This is a genomic window from Fodinibius salipaludis, from assembly GCF_002287075.1.
GTDB lineage: Bacteria > Bacteroidota > Rhodothermia > Balneolales > Balneolaceae > Fodinibius > Fodinibius salipaludis.
Window position 1 is genome coordinate 237,813 of the sequence record NZ_NSKE01000002.1, and the last position, 15,780, is coordinate 253,592.

At 42.7% G+C, this 15,780-nt stretch carries 14 protein-coding genes and 1 pseudogene; 6 read left to right on the forward strand and 9 right to left on the reverse strand.

The window, feature by feature from the left end:
* Nucleotides 1-73: 73 nt before the first annotated feature.
* From rpsP to rplS, 4 genes are all read left to right on the forward strand, one after another.
* On the forward strand, nucleotides 74-988 hold the full coding sequence (gene rpsP, locus CK503_RS03495; RefSeq protein ID WP_095605401.1) for a 30S ribosomal protein S16: 915 nt from the start codon (nucleotides 74-76) through the stop codon (nucleotides 986-988).
* 61 nt (nucleotides 989-1,049) lie between these two features.
* Nucleotides 1,050-1,589, forward strand: a complete 540-nt coding sequence (rimM, locus tag CK503_RS03500) for a ribosome maturation factor RimM (protein ID WP_095605402.1) — start codon at nucleotides 1,050-1,052, stop codon at nucleotides 1,587-1,589.
* A 4-nt stretch (nucleotides 1,590-1,593) separates the two neighbouring features.
* Nucleotides 1,594-2,289 carry a tRNA (guanosine(37)-N1)-methyltransferase TrmD gene (gene trmD / locus CK503_RS03505; RefSeq protein ID WP_095605548.1) on the forward strand — a complete coding sequence of 232 codons (696 nt, stop codon included), beginning with the start codon at nucleotides 1,594-1,596 and terminating at the stop codon, nucleotides 2,287-2,289.
* Between the two features lie 12 nt (nucleotides 2,290-2,301).
* Nucleotides 2,302-2,727, forward strand: coding sequence for a 50S ribosomal protein L19 (gene rplS / locus CK503_RS03510; protein WP_176466195.1), 426 nt, complete (start codon nucleotides 2,302-2,304; stop codon nucleotides 2,725-2,727).
* A gap of 285 nt (nucleotides 2,728-3,012) precedes the next feature.
* Here the strand turns inward: rplS and CK503_RS03515 are convergent, their stop codons facing one another.
* Both CK503_RS03515 and uvrB read right to left on the reverse strand, forming a co-directional pair.
* On the reverse strand, nucleotides 3,013-3,564 hold the full coding sequence (locus tag CK503_RS03515; RefSeq protein ID WP_095605404.1) for a class I SAM-dependent methyltransferase: 552 nt from the start codon (nucleotides 3,562-3,564) through the stop codon (nucleotides 3,013-3,015).
* Between the two features lie 73 nt (nucleotides 3,565-3,637).
* Entirely contained in the window at nucleotides 3,638-5,689 is a 2,052-nt protein-coding gene (gene uvrB, locus CK503_RS03520; RefSeq protein WP_095605405.1) for an excinuclease ABC subunit UvrB, read from the reverse strand.
* A gap of 359 nt (nucleotides 5,690-6,048) precedes the next feature.
* Between uvrB and tyrA the strand changes: the two genes are divergently transcribed.
* Nucleotides 6,049-7,182 (forward strand): bifunctional chorismate mutase/prephenate dehydrogenase, encoded by a 1,134-nt coding sequence (gene tyrA, locus CK503_RS03525; RefSeq protein ID WP_095605406.1) that lies wholly within the window; start codon nucleotides 6,049-6,051, stop codon nucleotides 7,180-7,182.
* Between the two features lie 16 nt (nucleotides 7,183-7,198).
* On the opposite strand, the gene CK503_RS03530 is transcribed toward tyrA, so the two are convergent.
* From CK503_RS03530 to CK503_RS03555, 6 genes and pseudogenes are all read right to left on the reverse strand, one after another.
* On the reverse strand, nucleotides 7,199-8,695 hold the full coding sequence (locus CK503_RS03530; protein ID WP_095605407.1) for a sensor histidine kinase: 1,497 nt from the start codon (nucleotides 8,693-8,695) through the stop codon (nucleotides 7,199-7,201).
* Nucleotides 8,696-8,853: 158 nt separating this feature from the next.
* Nucleotides 8,854-9,438, reverse strand: a pseudogene (locus tag CK503_RS03535) (nitroreductase family protein).
* A gap of 76 nt (nucleotides 9,439-9,514) precedes the next feature.
* A complete protein-coding gene (locus tag CK503_RS03540; RefSeq protein ID WP_095605408.1) occupies nucleotides 9,515-10,048 on the reverse strand; it encodes a DUF3267 domain-containing protein in 534 nt (177 codons plus the stop codon).
* 54 nt (nucleotides 10,049-10,102) lie between these two features.
* Entirely contained in the window at nucleotides 10,103-12,256 is a 2,154-nt protein-coding gene (locus tag CK503_RS03545; RefSeq protein WP_095605409.1) for a hypothetical protein, read from the reverse strand.
* Nucleotides 12,257-12,337: 81 nt separating this feature from the next.
* Nucleotides 12,338-12,712: a DoxX family protein gene (locus CK503_RS03550; RefSeq protein WP_095605410.1), complete on the reverse strand. Its 375-nt coding sequence runs from the start codon at nucleotides 12,710-12,712 to the stop codon at nucleotides 12,338-12,340.
* Between the two features lies 1 nt (nucleotide 12,713).
* Nucleotides 12,714-13,565: a proline dehydrogenase family protein gene (locus CK503_RS03555; protein WP_095605411.1), complete on the reverse strand. Its 852-nt coding sequence runs from the start codon at nucleotides 13,563-13,565 to the stop codon at nucleotides 12,714-12,716.
* 240 nt (nucleotides 13,566-13,805) lie between these two features.
* Here CK503_RS03555 and CK503_RS03560 point away from each other — a divergent pair, with 240 nt between their 5' ends.
* Nucleotides 13,806-14,702, forward strand: coding sequence for a DUF4097 family beta strand repeat-containing protein (locus CK503_RS03560; RefSeq protein WP_141239874.1), 897 nt, complete (start codon nucleotides 13,806-13,808; stop codon nucleotides 14,700-14,702).
* Between the two features lie 54 nt (nucleotides 14,703-14,756).
* Here CK503_RS03560 and CK503_RS03565 read toward each other — a convergent pair whose 3' ends face one another.
* Nucleotides 14,757-15,770 carry a hypothetical protein gene (locus CK503_RS03565; protein WP_095605413.1) on the reverse strand — a complete coding sequence of 338 codons (1,014 nt, stop codon included), beginning with the start codon at nucleotides 15,768-15,770 and terminating at the stop codon, nucleotides 14,757-14,759.
* Nucleotides 15,771-15,780: the final 10 nt, after the last annotated feature.

The window sequence follows — 15,780 nt, forward strand, 5'->3', positions numbered from 1 at the left end:
TGCGCAAGATTCCGACAATATCCTCTATTAGAAATCAACGCAAATTTAAAATTATAACTAAGGAGATAATCCATTGTTAAGAATAAGATTACAACGTAGAGGTCGAAAAAAGCGACCGATCCATCACATTGTTGTTGCGGATAACCGCAAACCCAGAGATGGTCGAATTATTGAAGATTTAGGTCGTTTTGACAACGTAACCCCTAAAAATCAGCTTGATTTAAATCGTGAGCGTGCGCTCCACTGGTTGAAGCAAGGAGCACAGCCCACCGATACCGTTCGTTCTATTTTCAAGGACGAAGGGATCATGTACGAAATGCACCTGATTCGCTGGGGTAAGTCGGAAGAAGAAATTGAAGAAGCTCTTGCTGAATGGCGTGAACGTCGTGAGGAAAAAGAAAAAGAAGTTCCTACGCGCAAAGAACGTCAGCAGGCACTCTTGGAAGCGGAGGAAAAAGAATTCCAGAAGCAGCTTAAGAAAAAAGCTGAAGAAGCTGCTAAAGAAAAAGCTAAGCAGGAAGCTCTTGCCTCTGAAGAAGATGATGAAGAGGAAGAAGCCGCAGCAGAGGATGAGGAAAAAGCAGAAGTAGCTGAAGAGGATGATCAGCAAGAAGCTGAAGCACAAGAAGAAACGGCTGATGAAGAATCTCCTGCACCGGAGACTTCGGAGACTGAAACTGAAGAAGTCGAAGCCCAAGAGGAAGAATCTGATGAAGATGATTCTGAAGATAAAGCTGAAGCCCAGGAGGAAGAGTCTGCCGAAGAAGCCAAAGCAAAGGAAGAAGAGGAAGACAAAGATACTGAAGCTGCTGCCGATGAGGACGAAGAAGAATCAGAAGCAGAAGGACAAGTATCAACAGATATGTTAGCCAAGGAGGCTATAGAACATATTGAGAACACTCCTCTTGATGAGCTTGAAGGCTTTGTCCCTGAAGACGAAGATCGGGTAACCGTTCAGCGTGCTTTGGACGATAAGAAAGAAGAATAGTTAATAAAGTAATTAGCTGAAGGTGATCTGCACCTTGAAGGTGAAGACCACCTGAGAATATATGCTGGAACCAGTTGAAAACCAGTACGAAAAAATCGGGTATATTTCCCGATCGCACGGCGTACAGGGAGAAGTATTAATTATTCCCGACATTTACGCGCCAACACTTTTTGATGTTCTTGATCTGGTACGTATTGAAACGGCCAGAGGGGATTTAGTCCCCGCTCGTGTTGAGTCGGTACGAGTGCAAGAAAAAAACAACCGACTTTCGTTCTTTGTAAAATTTGAACACGTAACGGATCGCACACAGGCCGAGAACCTAAAAAACTCTTCGGTCTATGCCGATCGCGAAATTGTTGAATCCCTGCTTGATACGGATACACTACCGCTGGATCTGACCTCCTTTGCAATACTAAGTGATGGACAATCCATTGGCAAGGTACAAGAAATGCTGGAAAACCCGGCACATCCGATCCTTCAAGTAGTCACAAACGAACAGGAGCAATTACTCATCCCTATTGTAGATGAGTACGTTGCCGATATTGATGAGGAAGCAAAACAAATTCAATGCAAAAATCTGGACCAGCTGAAAGGTATATAACATGATGCGCATTGATATCATATCGGCCGTACCGCAGCTTTTGGAAAGCCCGCTGAAACACAGCATTGTGGGCAACGCTCAGGATGAGGATTTGGTTGAAATCCATACTCATGATCTGCGTGACTATACTGAGGACAAGCATAACAAAGTAGACGATTATCCCTACGGCGGCGGTGCTGGCATGGTGTTAACACCACAGCCGATTTTTTCTTGCATTGAGCACCTGCAAAGCCAACGGAATTACGATGAGATCATTTTTACGGCTCCAAACGGAACACCGTTTAAACAGGAAGACGCCAACAAGTTGTCGACTGACAAAAATCTCATTTTTCTATGCGGACACTACAAAGGAGTCGATCAGCGTGTCATAGATTCGTTAATCACCAAGACATACAGCATTGGCGATTATGTACTTTCGGGCGGCGAATTGCCGGCTCTTGTGATGGTTGATTCCATTGTACGGGTATTGCCCGGTGTTTTAGGCGACTCTGAAAGTGCACTTACGGACTCTTTCCAAAATGAGAAACTACTGGAAGGTCCCGTTTATACGCGTCCCGCTGAATTTAAGGGGATCGAAGTGCCGGAAGTGCTGCGATCAGGTGATCATCAAAAAGTGAAGGAATGGCGACATCAACAGTCGCTTGAGCGTACGAAGGAAGTACGTCCGGATATTTACAAGAAATTTCGAAACGAACAGTAGTAAGGTAACATTATGGATAAGTTAAAATTAGCAGAACAGACATTAATTAACGATGAGTATCCCGAGTTTAAAACCGGTGATACCGTTGTTGTTCACTATCGCGTTCGCGAAGGCGATAAGGAGCGAATCCAGAAATTTGAAGGACTCGTAATTTCTCGCCGCGGTACCGGTGCCAACCAGACATTTATGGTTCGCAAAATTTCCGCAGGAAATATTGGAGTTGAGCGTATTTTCCCGCTCCACTCTCCTTTTGTAGCCAAAATTGAGCTCAAAAGACAAGGCGATATCAAGCGCTCCAAGCTCTATTATCTGCGTGAGCGTCAAGGAAAATCTGCACGTGTGAAAGAGAAAGATCAAAACCAAGATAACGTACGTGAGCTGAACCGAAAAGCTGAAGAAAAAGCAGCTGCGAAACAAAAAGCTGACGAAGAAGAGTAATCTCTTCTATACTTGCGTTGATTTTATTGGTCTGATCTGCAGATAACCAAACAAAGATTGGAAGGCCATTCTATCCCTTTAGTGTGGGTGGAATGGCTTTTCTATTTAATTTCTAAAAGAGCACCTTGCTTAGCCGCTCTATAGGAAACAACAATCTCTCATCACTACGTTCAAGATGACAAAAACTTTTATGCTAAATTACATAATTGTCATTTCGACCAGCGGGAAAAATCTTTGTTTAATACGTATTGAACAAAGCAACTTGGCAAGTCAATCGCCAAAGACCTATCTCTTCACTGCCTCATACACCGTCATTGGTGGAATATTACGCCATTCCCAAGAGGTTTTTACGTTGCCAAAGGTATCTCGAAGCGGATCTTCAAGATGTCCTGATGTTTGATAGGCCAGGAACTCCCCGCCATCGCGCAAGAGCTTAAAACTTTGGTCGAGAACAGACGATTTAACTTCCGCATCTAAAAAAGAAAATGGAATGCCGGAAATAATAAAATCTACTTGCCCAATGATATCCTCGGGCAACCACTCGGTTACATATTCTACGCTCTGGTCGTAAAACATGGTCCGGGGATCTTCAATCTGTTGCAGTTTCTTAAACAAGATCTCATTTGTTTCAAAAAGATACAGTTGCGAATTGGACGTCATTTGGTCAAGCAAATAATGAGCAAATACGCCCGCTCCGGCACCATATTCAACTATAGTGATATCTTGTGAAAAGTCAATCGGCTGACATACGGTGTGCACGCAAAAGCGTGAAGTGGGCGTAACCGAAGCAACATCTTTATCCTTAAAAAAACTTTTGAGATATGCTAATGTACTCATTGTTGGTTATTTGTTAATTGCTATTGGTTATTTGTACTTCCCGCTTACTAATAACAAATAACCGATAACTAATTTAGTCCAGTTCGTTTTCAAGTTGTTCGATCTGATCGCGGATGCGCGCCGCTTCTTCGAACTCCATATTTTGCGCAGCTGTATACATGGAATCACGAAGATATTCCAAAAATTCCTCTTTATCATCAAAGGTGACCTCGTTCATCGCAGGATTGGCCTTGTACTTTATACCATCGTCAGCCACTTTCACCACTTCAAGCGGATCCTCACGATCTCCATCTTTGTCTTCGAGATCAAAGTCTTTATTTGAAATAAGTGCAGGATCAACGAGTGGTTTAAGCTCTTTCTCAATGGTTTTTGGTGTAATACCGTGCTCTTCGTTGAATTCTTTCTGAATCTTACGACGACGCTCAGTTTCGTCGATTACCGTCTGCATGCTGTCTGTAATTTTATCGGCGTACATGATCGCTTTCCCATCGACGTTTCGCGCCGCACGACCAATTATCTGAAAGAGGGATGTCTCAGATCGTAGAAATCCTTCTTTGTCGGCATCCAAAATGGCTACCAGGCTGAGCTCGGGTATATCAATACCCTCCCGCAGCAGGTTGATTCCAACAAGCACATCAAAGTCGCCGCGTCGGAATTTGAAAAGCACCTCTACCCGCTCCATCGCATTAAGCTCGCTGTGCATGTAGGCAGCTGAAATACCGACGCTTTTGAGATATTCGCTGAGCTCTTCACTAAGTCGTTTCGTCAGTGTAATACAAAGCACTCGATCCCCTTTGGCAACACGCTCCTGAATTTGTTCCAGCAGATCATCAATCTGATTATCCACGGGACGTACCTCAATTTCAGGCTCCATCAATCCGGTCGGACGTACAATCTGCTCGACAAAAACACCCCCGCTTTTTTCAAGCTCGTAGTCACTCGGGGTGGCACTTACAAAGATAGCCTGATTCGTTACTTCCTCCCATTCCTCAAAAGTAAGCGGGCGATTGTCCATCGCTGATGGCAATCTAAAACCATTCTCTACCAACTCAATCTTACGGGATCGGTCCCCGCCATACATCGCCGAAATCTGAGGTACAGTCTGGTGACTCTCATCTACGACAAGCAGAAAATCATCCGGAAAATAATCGAACAAGCAGTACGGGCGTTCACCCGGCTTTCGGTTACTCAGATAGCGAGAATAATTTTCAATGCCAGAGCAATACCCGATTTCCTGCATCATCTCGATATCGAAAAGCGTCCGCTGCTCCAGTCGTTTGGCCTCCAGATGTTTTCCCTCATCGTTAAGAGTTCCAATACGCCAGTGCAGCTCATCCCGAATTTGCTCGATGGCGTCCTGAAGTCGATCTTCAGTCGTCACATAGTGCGATGCGGGATAAATTCGGAACTCCTCTACAGTGTCCAACAGATCCCCGCTTTCGGGATCTACAATTTCCATCTTCTCGATCTCATCGCCCCAAAAGTGAATGCGGAGTCCATGTTCGGCATAGGCCGGATACAGATCTACAACATCGCCTCGCACCCTGAACGTCCCGCGCTCAAATTCGCGATCGTTCCGCGTATAGTGCAGATCCACAAGGTCATAAAGCAATTTGTTTCGAGGGACTTCCGTGCCCGTTTCCAAGTTTATAATCAGCTTTTCATACTCAGACGGTGAACCAATACCGTAAATGCAACTCACTGATGAAACAATAATTACATCTCGGCGCCCGGAAAGCAGTGAGCTGGTGGCTCGTAGCCGAAGCCGCTGAATTTCATCATTAATTGACAGATCCTTTTCGATGTATTTATCCTGGGAAGAAAGATATGCCTCCGGCTGATAGTAGTCATAATAGGAGATGAAAAACTCGACCCTATTATCCGGGAAAAAGTCACTGAGCTCACGATACAGCTGGGCGGCCAGTGTCTTATTGTGACTCATCACCAGCGTCGGTCGTTCTACTTCATCGATCACGCCCGAAACCGTTCGTGTTTTCCCCGAGCCCGTAATACCAAGTAGGGTCTGATATTTATCACCGTTTTCAACCCCCTCTACCAACTGTTCAATAGCTTCGGGCTGGTCTCCGGCCGGCGGCCAGGGAGATTGTAAATCAAAATGGGACATGTATATTCTTTTAACTTTTGTCCCCCTTTAGATCCCCGGAGTTTCCCAAAAGACAAACTCCGCAAATATTTATTTCCCTCTTAATTAAACTCCGGGGATCTTGGAGGAATTTCTATTCACATTGTAATAAAACGAAAACAGCGCTGAATCATTCTCTTAAAATCCCATATTTTTAGGGAAATTAACAGCTAAGCTTCCATTTAATTTCCAGCTCCCATTGCGTTTTTTATCTATTGATAAATTTATTTCACGATCAATAAATTTGTATTTTAGGCAGCTTTAATACTAATACAGGCAGTTATCTGTGCCACGACTCGTAGCACGAGTTTAAACGCCAAATTTTTCAGGATAAAGAAGTTATGACCCCAAAAGAAAAGGAACTCGGTCCACAACGCAATCGCATTGATGAAATTGATTCTAAGCTCCTCGAACTTTTGGCCGAGCGTCGGGAGATTGTGCACGAAGTCATAGACAAAAAAATAAAAAATCAGCTCCCTATTTTTGCTCCTAAGCGGGAAGATGAAAAAATAGACAAATTTAGAGATATGGCTGCTGACCATGATCTCGATCCTGACTGGGCCGAGGATTTTCTTCGAATGATTATGGCTTCATCACGGGCAAGCCAATCTCGCAATGAATTCCCTCGAGCAACCGAAGCCCCTAAACACATCCTTATTGTCGGAGCCAAGGGCGGCATGGGGAGTCTTTACGCTCGCATTATCGAGCAAACGGGCCATCATGTTTACAAAATTGACAAGCATAACTGGCACGAACTCGAAGAAATTGTTCCTAAACTTGACTTGGCTATCGTTTCCGTTCCTATTAATGTAACGGTAGATGTCATTGAGCGGCTGGCACCGAAGCTCAAGTCAGAAACCATCTTAGCAGATTTTACCAGTAATAAAACTGGGCCTATCGAAGCGATGAAACGGGTTCATGACGGACCCGTTTTAGGATTACACCCTATGCACGGTCCCGATGTAGATAACCTCTCTAAACAGCTTATGGTTGCTTGTCCGGTACGTAATACCGAGGCTCTGCAGTGGGTAATCGAGCAATCAAAATTATGGGGCATGCGTGTAGTCGAGGCCAATGCTGAAAAGCACGATCACGTAATGCACATGGTGCAGGGACTCCGTCACTTTGTGGCTCTCACTCACGGCTCATTTATGAAAACCTATGATTTAAAACCACAGGATATTCTGGATTATTCATCGCCCATCTATCGTGCCGAACTGATGATGACGGGACGTATTTTTGCTCAAAGTGCGGAACTGTATGCTGATATTGTTTTTGCCAATGAAGAACGTCGCGAACTGTTGCTTAACTTTATCGAACACAACGAAAAGCTGGCCCGGATGGTCAAAAATGATGACAAGGAAGGATTCATTAAAGAGTTTGAGTCGGTCACTGATTTCTTTGGCAAGTTTGCATCCCAAGCCCTAAAAGAAAGCGGCTACCTTATCAACCGGCTGGCCGATCGATTTGCATGATTATTTCCCGTGGATCCTAACCATGGGGAATACTTAAGGTAAATGTAGATCCTTTGTCCAATTCACTTTCAACCGATATCTGTCCACCGTGCCGCTCGGCCAGTTCGTTGCAAAGTTTCAATCCAATACCACTTCCCTTTTCGTTTTGGGTTCCTTCTTTTTGGGGATGCTTCCGATCATGAAAAAGTCGCTCGACGTATTCCTCAGACATACCCATTCCCTCGTCCTTAACAGAAACGTGCCAGTGTTCCTCATCACGATTTATACTCACTTCTATTACATCACCTTCATCTGAAAATTTAAGTGCATTGGAGATGAAGTTTCGAGTAATCGTCGCAATCAATTGCTTATCAGCATAAACCTGAAATGATATCTCACTACTAAACTGCAAATCAATACCCTTCTGCTCAGCAATAATCGCAAGCAATTCAATCGTATCCCGTACTGTTTCACAAATTGAAAACTTCTTTTTATTTAGAGACAAATCATCTGTTTGAATACGCGCCCAATTCAACAGATCTCCCAATAAGTCTGACATTTTCAGCGCTGACTGTCGAATAATACTCAGGTTTTCTTTCAAAGCCTCTTCATCTTCCATTTCACTAAGCAACAAATCTGATAAACCCAAAATAGATGACAGCGGAGTCTTAAGGTCGTGGCCAACAACTGAATAAATTTTATTCGTCATATTATTCAACTTTTCAAGCTGCTGGTTTCGCTCAAGCAATTTATTCTCCATTTGTTTGCGCTCAGTAATGTCATTACTGATACCAACCAGCCCCACGATATTTCCGTTGCTGTCTTTCAAAGGAATCTTGGAAACCAGTAGCACATACTCTTTTCCATCAATTTGGGTGTAGGCGTCCTTGTCAATAATAGGTTCACCGGTTTCCAGTACCTGGCGGTCTTCATTTTCTGAAAGTGCTGCAATCCCTTTTTTGCTCAAGTCCGCATCCCTTTTTCCCAAAATCTGCTCTTCCCGGTCAAAGCCCCATAATTCATACTCGGACCGATTTGCCAGTATCTTGCGACCGTCCAGATCCTTTACATAAACGCATGCCGGAATGTTATCAATAATAGTACGAAGCAGATTATGTTCCTCTTCCAAATTTAGCTCAGCCTCTTTGCGATTATCAATATCAATAATACTTCCGGCCATACGGATCGGGTTTCCATCCTGATCATAGGTAGCCTTCGCCGAACCCTGAAACCACCTGTGTTCTCCAGACTTAGTCTGTAATCGATACTCTAAGGTTATAGAATTACCGGTCCCGGCACTTAAATAATTCTCCAGAGTATCAAATGCTCTTTTCTCATCATCGGGATGCATTAGTGATCTAAAATTATCAATATTGGCTTTAATCTCTTCCTCCTCGTATCCCAACAAGTTATAAAACTCGGATGACCACCACTGTTCTTTTTTATCAATATCCATCCAGTCCCAAATGCCTATATTGGCCTCATCTAGTGCCAATCTATACCGTTGTAAAAGTGTACTATCAGCTTCAGACAATGATTTATTTTTTAGTGTTGAAACTATTTCAGTATGGTCTATTAAATCCCCTGTTCCAATATATTTTTTATTCTGATTTTATTAAAATCAACTATTATAGGGAAAAGGAACCCTTTCTATTAATACTCTCATTAATGAAAACTTGCGATATCATCCAATTATTTTTTACTGATATCCGGGACTTTTACATTCTCTTCGGGATATCCTACCACTAAAAGAAGAAACGGTCGCTCATTTTCCGGACGACCTAATATTTCATTGAGAAAACCCATGGGACTGGGCGTATGAGTAAGGGAGGCTAATCCGACGTTATGAATAGCAGTGATTAATATTCCCGTTGCAATCCCAACCGATTCTTTAACAAAGTAATGCTTCTCCTTTTCACCGTTTTCTTTGATACCGTAACGCTGTGAAAATATAGCAATAAGATAGGGCGCCTCTTCCAGAAAAGGTTTATCAGCATCAGTACCAGGCGGAGCCAACGCCTCCAGCTATTCATCAGTAGCTCTGTTCTCGTAAAATTCTTGCTCCTCCTCTTCAGCTGCCTCACGAATTTCCTTTTTAACTTCCGGATCACCGACAACCGCAAAATGCTACGGCTGCTTGTTCGCTCCATTGGGAGCCGTACCGGCCGCTCGGATACAATCTTTAATTATCTCTATTGGCACTTCTCTGCTCGAAAAATCACGCACTGTCCTGCGCCGTTTTATATCTGTATAAAACGAACGGGCTCGCTGATACATTTCTTCAACAGGATACTTTTATAGTCTGTGTGTTCCACGAATTTTTACTGCTCATAATGTTGAAATAGTTTGTCTTTTATTTACAAATCTTACAACCAATAAGGTCAGGGTGATCCTGGACTTTTTTACCAGATCTGACATCACGCAGTAACCACAAAATTAATATGTCCCCGCTGGCTGCAAGGGTAAAAAAGAACCCAAATCCCAGCAGCCATCCATTCTGGAAGATAAGGGCAAATAGATAGGGTATTATACCTAACATGATCCCCGGCATTGCCACACCCCAGCGATAATTAGTTACCTCTATTGCTTCGGGACAGTGAACATAAGGCGTCAACACCATCCACTTAAATCCAAAATGAATTTTCTCCCACGGAATATCATCCATCCACCACCAGCTTAAAGCATGGATAAATTCATGTAAAACAATCCCCAAAAAAATAATAATTAAAAAGAACAACGGATTACCAATTCCCTGAATAATATCTACCCCAAAGGATGACCACCCATAAAGAAACCCATAGGGGATATAATATCCCACGATAATAGGAATATAAGCTAACAATGAGTACATATTAGCTTCCCAAAAAGATAGCGTATACTTCTTCATATCGGTGTTTCTCCTTTTATATTGCCTTTTAGACTATACTAAATCAATAAAGATTTAATCATAACTCCCATTTTCTCTACCCGTTTTCAAAAATTCCACCCACTCCCACTCTTGTTGCAATCGGTCGCGATAGCGATTTCGCAATGGTAATTTACTTAACTGCACCATAAGCTGTTTAGCCAAAACTATATTATTTTGAAATATTAAGTAATGAATCAACTGCTGGTAATCATCGAAATATTTTTTATCCAGCGATGCCTCCAATAACTGATGGGCATACAGTTCCACCATTTGCCACTTCTCCTGTTCTATTGCTTTGCGGACACTTCGAATCTTTGTCCGGTATAGTGCCTCATTAAAAGCAGCAGAATCAGGTAGCATATTATCGTAGGTCATCTGGCGATATATTTCCCACTGTAACCGATTATTCCGCGTTTCCAACGCCGGTTTTAGCAACGAGTCCGAATTTTCCTCAAACAACTGCTTACCTTCTGAAAGATGTCGATCTGCCATTTCCCAATCACCAACCATGGCAAAGGCATCCGCATAAAGAAGCTGTAAATCAACTGTCGTATCGACAAGCACTGCCGCCTGACGCACTTTTGGGGACTGCCCCTCTATCAAATTACGATAGCTCCACCCGGTTTTAATGGGAGCTGTGCTATCCGCTTCAACCAAGGCCCGGTCTAAAAATTGCAACGCCCGTGCGGTATCCTGATTCGCCAGAGAAAAGCGATAATTATCATGGGCAGTAGCAAAATCAGAAACTACATGCGGACACTCTTTTTCAAATAGCGATCGCATCCCAAAAATACGCCGTGCAACCTGTTGATCTATGGTATCTGTGTCAACGGTATCCAACACAGCATGCCATTCACTCGTCAATGTTTGCCAATCCGTTTGATACGCTTCTGCAATACCTCCTGTTTGGTAAGCTTTTTTCAGATATTCTATGGGATAATTCTGCATCAAAAACCGTACAAAAGATCCGCTTGTGGTATAATTAACGCCCGATCGTCCGCCGTAAAATCCCCAAAACGAAAATGCCCTTTCCAGTTCTTCTGCTGAAGGATATGGCTTTTCGGATACCACTAATTGGTGAATCGTTGAGGTCGATGAGGAACCTCCGTCAATAGCCACGGCAATGCCTTCAATCAGTCCGATAGTCCAGCTGGCGTTAAACCAGTTGCCAAACTTTTTGGACATCACGTGCACCAACTCATGTTTGAGGCTGCTGGAAATTTGCTCTTTGGCGATATGCAATTGATCCTGCTCTAACCACACCGGTACATAACTGGTGAACTTGGCGCCCACCAACTCCTTTTTCTGCCAGGGATGTCCGTATAAATAGCTTTCTATTTTATCTGCAGTATCTCTCTCAGTCAGTGCAAGCTGATTGGAAATCTGATCAAAATAAAACTCGTGCTCTTTCGCCAGCAAATTTATTTCGTAATCACTGTACAGCCGCTGATGGTAATACAGCTCAAAGTGCTCGGTGGATTGATGTCCGCCCAAGACTTTTTGTAGATGTGATCGCGGGGAGTTAATGCCTAACTCGGTTAGCTGTGTATAACTGATTAAGATTGCAACTGCCGAAAATCCCACCACCCATTTCGAATATCGATCTTTATCCAAAACTGGAATGTGCCAGAGAAGGATAGCCCACAACAACGTCAGCATGCGAAAAAAGCCGGTTGCTCTATTTACTCTCACAACCTCATCATAAATGGGTCCCGGCCAACCACCCCAAACGTGATTAAAAAAATACACCTGCGGATAGGTCAGCAGTTCAATCAGCAGAATGCCAATCCCGATAAATAACAGAATGCCAACCGTTATCGCCTTGGCATAGGATAATTTTAGGCTTCGAATTAGTCGACCGATTGCATATCCAAAGAAGACGCTGGGCAGTGGAAACAGCAACCAGTAGGCCAGCCCATGAATACTAAAACAGCCGGTAAGCAACGCATTTACAAGTAATGGCAAGCCTATCAAGAACAGGTAGCCGGTAATTTGCAAGGCCACATGAAAATCTCTTTCTGTGGATTTGTTGGTAGCCGAAATTCCAGCCCAGAAACATCCCACCAGAGAAATAAGTATGGCAGATTCGATGTGGAAGTCGCCGACCAAAGGGATAGAAAGTAGGGCGATTCCAGCAATGATGGGGATAAAAAATGTTTGCCACTTATATGCTGTCCAGTTATTCATAAAACATAATGTAAGGGGCAGAAGTGAAATGGCAAAGGTGAAACGAAACACACGTTTCACTTTTCACGTTTGCCATTTCACTCAACGTAAACACGCCCAATACACCCAGTAAATCAGCACAAATTGTAGTGGTAAGCGAAGGATCGTTACCATACTGTATAATGAAGTGTACCCTGATTTCTGAATGGATTCGACAGTCATATTGATATTTGCAGGAAATACGGCAACTAACAACAAAATCAGCCCCCATCCTGCCCAGACTTGTGTCCTCTCAAAGAGAATTCCCAATCCACCGAGCACCTCTGCCGCCCCACTAACGTAGACCATCATAAGGTGATAGGGAATGTAATCCGGCATAATTCCGGTAAAGAGCTTCGGTTTTACAAAATGGAGTATTCCTGTTATTAAAAACAGGGCTGCAAGAATATAACGGTGAACTTCAGGTGATATCTCCATATTATTTTTGAAATAACGTGGAAAGGACAAACCAGATATTTTCTTTTCGCTCCATCAGGCGGCGCTTAAAATAGGGAAACCACATAGTACCAAAGGGCACGTAAATACGGGCGTTGTATCCATTAGCGGCAAACTCTTCCATCGTTTCCTGGCGCAGACCATACAGCATCTGAAACTCAAATCGAGACTTCCCGATATCGTGTTCCCGAGTATACTTTTGAGTCCAATCAATTAATTCGTCATCATGCGTGGCGATGCGCGGATAAGGAGTATTATGCAACAACACTTTCGCGTATTCCTTGAAGGCCTCGCGGATGTCATCCATATTTTGTAGCGCGATATCTTTAGGCTCTTTATACGCACCTTTGCAAAGCCGTACATCGGCCCCAATTTCGGCCAACTGGTTGATGTCTTCTTTCGTACGATGCAGATAGGCTTGAATTACAATACCTACATGCTTGCCATACTCTTGAAAGGCCTCCCTAAAAATATCGATAGTCTGCTGGGTATAATCGGAACCTTCCATATCAATACGGACAAACTGATCGTTTTCGCGGGCAACATCGAGCAATCTAAACAGGTTATCTCTACAGTAGTTACGGTCGATATCCAGCCCCATCATCGTAAGTTTAATTGATATCGTGCTGTCCAATTCTGACTCATCGATATCATTCAGAAGCTGTATATAGTTCTCAACGGTCTCATCCGCTGTTTGGCGATCTTCTACGTTTTCGCCCAATAAATCGAGAGTTATCTTTATCTCTTTTCTATTCAGCGTTTTTACTTTAGGGAGGGCCTGATCAAACGATTCTCCCGCCACAAATCGCTTGGCAAGTACAAATGGTAATTTCATAAATCACTTTCATTTTATCCTGTTTCTAAGCTGTCTAAAAATAATGAATTGATAGCAGCTCTCCTACCTCCAAACCTTCTGTCAATTCCTAAATTTTTGAAACACTTTTGGAATAAATAACGTATAGGCAAACTGTGATTTTAAAAATTTTAACAAGGAGGTTTTATGACTGCCCGAAATGTATATTTAACCAAAGTTTTACTTGCTCTGACGTTCTCACTGATTTTAACTCTTCTTTTAGTGAGTACATCAGTTGCTTTAGTTAACTCCGGATCACTCGACCAAGATGATCCCTACCGTACCGAAGAATTTAATATTAACACCCCCGGAGAGCTTCAGGTTCGTACATCAGGCGGACATATTACCGTTGAGGGATCAAATTCCAACTCGGTTCGTGTTGAGATGTACGTACGCAAGGATGGTAAAAACCTTAGCCCAAGCGACATCAACCTTGACGAATGGGAGATTGATATATCAAAATCAAGAAATTCTGTCAAAGCCATTGCCAAATATAAAAAAAACAACAACTGGTCGTCATGGAATAACGATCGGCCGTCTGTTTCATTTGTCGTACTTGCCCCAAAGGAGATGAGTACCGACCTCAGAACAAGCGGTGGTCATATCGAGGCACAGAATCTTGAAGGAACTCAAACTATTGCAACAAGCGGAGGTCATCTAAACCTGAAAAATCTAACAGGAACCATTGACGCCAGAACCTCCGGCGGGCATATCGATCTTTCAAATCTTGAAGGTGATCTTAATGTTCGAACAAGTGGTGGACATATCAGTGCCAACATCATAGCCGGAACACTACAGGCTAAAACCAGTGGGGGACACATAAAACTTTCAGATGTAAACGGAAGTGTTAAAGCATCAACAAGCGGGGGTAGTATAACCGCCACCCTCAATGCTATTGATCAATTTGTCGATCTAAAAACAAGCGGCGGTAATGTAGATATCACCATTCCCAAAAACATTGGCGTTGATCTACATTTAAAGGGTTCTTTTGTTCGTGGAAAGTTTAATAACTTTTCCGGAGAGATGGAAAATGACGAAGTTGATGGCAACCTTAATGGCGGTGGGCCCAAAGTATCTGCCCGAACTTCTGGTGGGACTGTCTCGCTCTCTTTTAATTAACCAAACTAATCAGAAATTTTTTGGGGAGACTAATAGTACCACCTCCCTTATTTTTTAATTCTGATTAATAGTCACTGTATTTCCCTGACCTGACTGACGTACTTGCGCGGAGTTGTTACTTCCTCGCTGAGAAATATCAACATTGTTAAAACTACCACGCTGTACTGTCTTGATTGTATTTGATGCACCTGCCTGTTGCGATCTGAACAAATTGTAACTTCCGACCTGAAGGACTTCGTTTTCGGTTCGGTTAAAAGTGCCAAAAACGTCTCGTGAATAAATATCCTGTCTTACCCTATTATATGATCCATTTTGTGTTACAGACAATTGTGCATTATATGCATTAAAAACATTCTGCATGGTCGAATTATAATTCCCAATGGAGCGAACTATAAAATCTGAATAATATGTATTGTATAGAGCTTGATTCGTATAATTAAAATCTCCAACATGGGTTACTAATCGTCTATTTCCAAAACTGCCCACAACTTGATCATCCAGCTCATTATTTTGTCCAAGCTCGTTATAACTTAGGTTATTGTTTACTTGAGCAATTCTCGGTGATGACTGCCGGCTATTCTGCTGTATGAAATTAAAATCCATTGCCGTCACTCCTTGGTTATTTACTATCCAGCTAACACCAATTTTCTTAGCGATTTCAGGGAGATCAAAAAATAGATCCTCAGCTAACTGGTCTTGGTCAACCAGCTCGGATTCCTTATCACTTTTTTCAGGCTTTTTAAGCTTAATCTTTTCAACCTTTATACCCGAAGTATCAATATTCCTCTGAATATTCGGCTTTACAATTTTAGAATAACGATATAAGGGCACCGTCGGTTTACCAGTATAATCTAAATCGCTTAGTGTGCCATCATCCGGAATGTCTATATTAGGAGAAAGGAAATAAGAATTCGGGGGTGCTATCTGCTTCGATTCAGGAGCAGGAGGTGGTGAAGAAATGGTATCAATAAGCCGTTGCAAATCATGTTTCAAGAAAAATACCAGTGCTACCAGTATAACAAGAGAAACAAACCTATAGAACCAATATTTTTGACGTGAATTTTTCATATCTGAGAAA

Excerpts from the sequence above, each read along its gene's own strand:
- CK503_RS03540 (WP_095605408.1), bottom strand. The coding sequence starts at position 10,048 with ATGAAGAAGTATACGCTATCTTTTTGGGAAGCTAATATGTACTCATTG.
- CK503_RS03515 (WP_095605404.1), bottom strand. The coding sequence starts at position 3,564 with ATGAGTACATTAGCATATCTCAAAAGTTTTTTTAAGGATAAAGATGTT.
- CK503_RS03545 (WP_095605409.1), bottom strand. The coding sequence starts at position 12,256 with ATGAATAACTGGACAGCATATAAGTGGCAAACATTTTTTATCCCCATC.
- trmD (WP_095605548.1), top strand. The coding sequence starts at position 1,594 with ATGCGCATTGATATCATATCGGCCGTACCGCAGCTTTTGGAAAGCCCG.
- uvrB (WP_095605405.1), bottom strand. The coding sequence starts at position 5,689 with ATGTCCCATTTTGATTTACAATCTCCCTGGCCGCCGGCCGGAGACCAG.
- CK503_RS03555 (WP_095605411.1), bottom strand. The coding sequence starts at position 13,565 with ATGAAATTACCATTTGTACTTGCCAAGCGATTTGTGGCGGGAGAATCG.
- rimM (WP_095605402.1), top strand. The coding sequence starts at position 1,050 with ATGCTGGAACCAGTTGAAAACCAGTACGAAAAAATCGGGTATATTTCC.
- rplS (WP_176466195.1), top strand. The coding sequence starts at position 2,302 with ATGGATAAGTTAAAATTAGCAGAACAGACATTAATTAACGATGAGTAT.
- tyrA (WP_095605406.1), top strand. The coding sequence starts at position 6,049 with ATGACCCCAAAAGAAAAGGAACTCGGTCCACAACGCAATCGCATTGAT.
- CK503_RS03550 (WP_095605410.1), bottom strand. The coding sequence starts at position 12,712 with ATGGAGATATCACCTGAAGTTCACCGTTATATTCTTGCAGCCCTGTTT.
- CK503_RS03565 (WP_095605413.1), bottom strand. The coding sequence starts at position 15,770 with ATGAAAAATTCACGTCAAAAATATTGGTTCTATAGGTTTGTTTCTCTT.